Source organism: Rhizobium sp. GW821-FHT14E12 (assembly GCF_058803745.1).
On record NZ_JBXAPH010000028.1, the window covers coordinates 1 to 5,972 of the forward strand.

Here is a 5,972-nt window from a genome sequence, read left to right on the forward strand (position 1 = left end):
CGAAGTACCATGGGCGCAGGGGCGTTTCACGGCCGTGTTCGGAAAGGGAACGGGTGCGGCCACCCCGCCATAACCACCAGGTCGGCAAAGCGCAACTTTAATTGAGAAGCTGGCAGGCTTTCGCCTGTATTTTTTAAACACGTCTTTGGCGTTCATTTTTTTCGATGAACAGCGGCAATGAGAACAATCAAGCCAATCGAGCTATTAGTACCGGTAAGCTTCATGCGTTGCCGCACTTCCACACCCGGCCTATCAACGTGGTCGTCTACCACGGCTCTGATAGGGAACACTCGTTTTCAGGTTGGTTTCCCGCTTAGATGCCTTCAGCGGTTATCCATTCCATATGTAGCTACCCTGCTATGCCCTTGGCAGGACAACAGGTCCACCAGAGATATGTCCATCCCGGTCCTCTCGTACTAGGGACAGATCCTGTCAATATTCCTACACCCACGGCAGATAGGGACCGAACTGTCTCACGACGTTCTGAACCCAGCTCACGTACCGCTTTAATTGGCGAACAGCCAAACCCTTGGGACCTGCTCCAGCCCCAGGATGCGATGAGCCGACATCGAGGTGCCAAACAACCCCGTCGATATGGACTCTTGGGGGTCATCAGCCTGTTATCCCCGGCGTACCTTTTATCCGTTGAGCGATGGCCCTTCCACGCGGGACCACCGGATCACTATGACCGACTTTCGTCTCTGCTCGACTTGTCAGTCTCGCAGTCAGGCGGGCTTATGCCATTGCACTCGACGACCGATTTCCGACCGGTCTGAGCCCACCATCGCGCGCCTCCGTTACTCTTTCGGAGGCGACCGCCCCAGTCAAACTACCCACCATACACTGTCCCGGATCCGGATAACGGACCGCGGTTAGACATCCATGACGATAAGGGTGGTATTTCAAGGATGGCTCCACAAGAACTGGCGTCCCTGCTTCAAAGCCTACCACCTATCCTACACATGCCGACACGAATGCCAGTGTAAAGCTATAGTAAAGGTGCACGGGGTCTTTCCGTCTGACCGCAGGAACCCCGCATCTTCACGGGGAATTCAATTTCACTGAGTCTATGTTGGAGACAGCGGGGAAGTCGTTACGCCATTCGTGCAGGTCGGAACTTACCCGACAAGGAATTTCGCTACCTTAGGACCGTTATAGTTACGGCCGCCGTTTACTGGGGCTTCGATTCAGAGCTTGCACCCCTCCTCTTAACCTTCCAGCACCGGGCAGGCGTCAGACCCTATACGTCGTCTTGCGACTTCGCAGAGCCCTGTGTTTTTGGTAAACAGTCGCTACCCCCTGGTCTGTGCCACCCTCACATACTTGCGTATATAAGGGTCACGCTTCTTCCGAAGTTACGCGTGCAATTTGCCGAGTTCCTTCAACATAGTTCTCTCAAGCGCCTTGGTATACTCTACCTGACCACCTGTGTCGGTTTCGGGTACGGTCTATACGGTGGAGCTATTTCCTGGAACCGCGTCCCCGCCCACACAATCCAATAAGTGTGAACAAGTTAAGCAATCCGTCACTACCACCAGGCCCACGAATATTAACGTGGTTCCCATCGACTACGCGTGTCCGCCTCGTCTTAGGGGCCGGCTAACCCTGCTCAGATTAACTTTAAGCAGGAACCCTTGGTCTTTCGGCGAGAGGGTCTCTCACCCTCTTTATCGTTACTCATGTCAACATTCGCACTTCCGATACCTCCAGGGCCCCTCACAGGTACCCCTTCACAGGCTTACGGAACGCTCCGCTACCACGTGCATTACTGCACATCCTCAGCTTCGGTGCATGGCTTTAGCCCCGTTACATTTTCGGCGCAAAGACCCTTGACTAGACCAGTGAGCTGTTACGCTTTCTTTAAATGATGGCTGCTTCTAAGCCAACATCCTGGTTGTTTTGGGATCCTCACATCCTTTCCCACTTAGCCATGACTTGGGGACCTTAGCTGGAGGTTAGGGTTGTTGCCCTTTTCACGACGGACGTTAGCACCCGCCGTGTGTCTGCCGAGTAGTACTTCCCGGTATTCGGAGTTTGGTTAGGATCAGTAAGACGGTGAGTCCCCATAGCCCATCCAGTGCTCTACCCCCGGGAGTATTCGCTCGACGCTCTACCTAAATAGATTTCGCGGAGAACCAGCTATTTCCGAGTTTGATTGGCCTTTCACCCCTAGCCACAAGTCATCCCAATCTATTGCAACAGATGCGGGTTCGGTCCTCCAGTTGGTGTTACCCAACCTTCAACCTGCTCATGGCTAGATCACTCGGTTTCGGGTCTAATGCAACAAACTAAATCGCCCTATTCAGACTCGCTTTCGCTTCGCCTACACCTACCGGCTTAAGCTTGCTTGTTACACTAAGTCGTTGACCCATTATACAAAAGGTACGCCGTCACCCTTGCGGGCTCCGACTGTTTGTAGGCATCCAGTTTCAGGTTCTATTTCACTCCCCTTGTCGGGGTGCTTTTCACCTTTCCCTCACGGTACTGGTTCGCTATCGGTCATGCACGAGTACTTAGGCTTGGAGCGTGGTCGCCCCATGTTCAGACAGGATTTCACGTGTCCCGCCCTACTCTAGGACAATAAGTGTATCTACGCGTACGGGGCTATCACCCTCTACGGCAAACCTTTCCAGGTTCTTCCACTTTAACACTCATTGCCACTGGCCTGGTCCGCGTTCGCTCGCCACTACTTGCGGAGTCTCGGTTGATGTCCTTTCCTGCAGGTACTTAGATGTTTCAGTTCCCTGCGTTCGCTTCTTACACCCTATTTTATTCAGGTGTAGATACCTTATTACAATGCTTAGAAACCCAAGCTGCTTTACAGCAGTTTGGATTTTCTAAGCATTTAAGGTGGGTTGCCCCATTCGGAGATCCATGGATCAAAGCTTATTCGCAGCTCCCCACGGCTTTTCGCAGCGTATCACGTCCTTCATCGCCTGTGCATGCCTAGGCATCCACTAAATGCCCTTATAACACTTAATCGTTCTCATTGCCGATGCTCATCATCTAGTTGCCATTTCCGTCAGGAAACGAGCAACAGACCGGGTTACCTTTTACAACCCAGCCCAATCAACAATGCCATCGACGTGTTCGATAGATCTGCTTTACGCATAACCCCTTAAATCCAACGGATTTAAGGAAAGGCTTATGCGAGATATTGGAGCTACGCCGAGCAGCTCGCTTGCAGTCTATCTTAAGACCAGCTTCTCGAGATTGGATCCGATACCGCGCGGTCAGGCAACGGTAATCCAGTCGCCGTCGAGATGCAGTCCAAAGGACTACAAACAACACGCACAAACCGCTTTCGCGATTTACGCTGGCGACCCAGAGCGACAAGCTTCCTTCCTACCTCCGTCCCCTCCTTCGTTTCCAGCCGGCTAGGCCATCCACGATATCGTAAGGTCCGGGCTCGGACGCTGAGTAAAACTCAACACCTGGAAGCCTCCAGATCAATCTTCTCTTCACAATGTATGCAGAACACGCATCAGGCTCGAAAGCCGATGCAAAACGTTTATTTCTTCAAAGGATATCTCTTAATCACCGTCTCGGCTCAAACACCAAGCGAATTGGTGGAGCTGAGCGGGATCGAACCGCTGACCCCCTGCTTGCAAAGCAGGTGCTCTCCCAGCTGAGCTACAGCCCCAACCATTTCAAACACCCATCAGGCAAAACCTTATGGGATCAGCATAAACCATCAGACGTCTTCGCGGTCGTGCCATGCATAGCCTAAAAAGACAAAGCATGGTGGGCCCGGGTAGACTTGAACTACCGACCCCACGCTTATCAAGCGTGTGCTCTAACCAACTGAGCTACGGGCCCATCTCTTCCTGCGACATACAGGACGATAGTCCGTCGCCGGTCGTCCAACGCATCGGCCACAAAGCCAATACGCATCAAACCAATGGTTCGATATCCTTGTGAAGAAAGAGAAACGTGGACGGCGCAGCTCGCCATACCGTCGTGACCGAGGTCTACGCGGCGTATTACGTTGCGATCGTGACCTGACTGGTCCGATCTATGTTCTAAAAAGCACGGGAAGGTTCATATCGGGCCATGTCCGAAGACATGTGCCGATCGTCTTACCAATTCCACAGCTTCCTTAGAAAGGAGGTGATCCAGCCGCAGGTTCCCCTACGGCTACCTTGTTACGACTTCACCCCAGTCGCTGACCCTACCGTGGTTAGCTGCCTCCTTGCGGTTAGCGCACTACCTTCGGGTAAAACCAACTCCCATGGTGTGACGGGCGGTGTGTACAAGGCCCGGGAACGTATTCACCGCGGCATGCTGATCCGCGATTACTAGCGATTCCAACTTCATGCACTCGAGTTGCAGAGTGCAATCCGAACTGAGATGGCTTTTGGAGATTAGCTCACACTCGCGTGCTCGCTGCCCACTGTCACCACCATTGTAGCACGTGTGTAGCCCAGCCCGTAAGGGCCATGAGGACTTGACGTCATCCCCACCTTCCTCTCGGCTTATCACCGGCAGTCCCCTTAGAGTGCCCAACTGAATGCTGGCAACTAAGGGCGAGGGTTGCGCTCGTTGCGGGACTTAACCCAACATCTCACGACACGAGCTGACGACAGCCATGCAGCACCTGTCTCTGCGCCACCGAAGTGGACCCCATATCTCTACGGGTAACACAGGATGTCAAGGGCTGGTAAGGTTCTGCGCGTTGCTTCGAATTAAACCACATGCTCCACCGCTTGTGCGGGCCCCCGTCAATTCCTTTGAGTTTTAATCTTGCGACCGTACTCCCCAGGCGGAATGTTTAATGCGTTAGCTGCGCCACCGAACAGTATACTGCCCGACGGCTAACATTCATCGTTTACGGCGTGGACTACCAGGGTATCTAATCCTGTTTGCTCCCCACGCTTTCGCACCTCAGCGTCAGTAATGGACCAGTAAGCCGCCTTCGCCACTGGTGTTCCTCCGAATATCTACGAATTTCACCTCTACACTCGGAATTCCACTTACCTCTTCCATACTCCAGATCGACAGTATCAAAGGCAGTTCCAGGGTTGAGCCCTGGGATTTCACCCCTGACTGATCGATCCGCCTACGTGCGCTTTACGCCCAGTAATTCCGAACAACGCTAGCCCCCTTCGTATTACCGCGGCTGCTGGCACGAAGTTAGCCGGGGCTTCTTCTCCGGATACCGTCATTATCTTCTCCGGTGAAAGAGCTTTACAACCCTAGGGCCTTCATCACTCACGCGGCATGGCTGGATCAGGCTTGCGCCCATTGTCCAATATTCCCCACTGCTGCCTCCCGTAGGAGTTTGGGCCGTGTCTCAGTCCCAATGTGGCTGATCATCCTCTCAGACCAGCTATGGATCGTCGCCTTGGTAGGCCTTTACCCCACCAACTAGCTAATCCAACGCGGGCTCATCCTTTCCCGATAAATCTTTCTCCCGAAGGACACATACGGTATTAGCACAAGTTTCCCTGCGTTATTCCGTAGAAAAGGGTAGATTCCCACGCGTTACTCACCCGTCTGCCGCTCCCCTTGCGGGGCGCTCGACTTGCATGTGTTAAGCCTGCCGCCAGCGTTCGTTCTGAGCCAGGATCAAACTCTCATGTTGAGAATTCAATCTCGACTAAATCACGTCATTCTGAATCGACGAGAACTCACACCCATCATCATCCGCATCTCTGCGATAATAATGAGGTGTATTCTCTTGTTCAAAACGTGACCGTCGAAGTCTATTCTAAGGATCCAAATCTCTTCAGATCCCGCAAGCTCCGCCGCCCACGTTTCTCTTTCTTCTCATCTTCAATTGTCAAAGAACAGACCAGTAAAACCAGTCAAAACCTTATCCCTCAGACCCCAGGATCAACCCAGAACCACCAATCAGCATCGCAGCCAATTCTTCAGGAAACACATGAGCGAAAGACTTCGTCGCTAGCAGCGCCGCCGCCCTCGTTCAGTGAGTGGGCTTATAAACCCCACCCCAGAACTTAGTCAACACT

General features: G+C 52.9%; 2 tRNA genes and 3 rRNA genes. All 5 read right to left on the minus strand.

The annotated features are described in order from the left end of the window. A 5S ribosomal RNA gene (rrf, locus tag AC1RO0_RS31835) occupies positions 1-81 on the minus strand; the annotation flags it as partial. Between the two features lie 102 nt (positions 82-183). Then, positions 184-2,982: ribosomal RNA gene (locus tag AC1RO0_RS31840) — 23S ribosomal RNA — on the minus strand. A 585-nt stretch (positions 2,983-3,567) separates the two neighbouring features. After that, positions 3,568-3,643 (minus strand) — tRNA-Ala (locus AC1RO0_RS31845). 99 nt (positions 3,644-3,742) lie between these two features. After that, positions 3,743-3,819: transfer RNA gene (locus AC1RO0_RS31850), tRNA-Ile, on the minus strand. 284 nt (positions 3,820-4,103) lie between these two features. Further along, positions 4,104-5,584, minus strand: a 16S ribosomal RNA gene (locus AC1RO0_RS31855). Between the last annotated feature and the right edge of the window lie 388 nt (positions 5,585-5,972).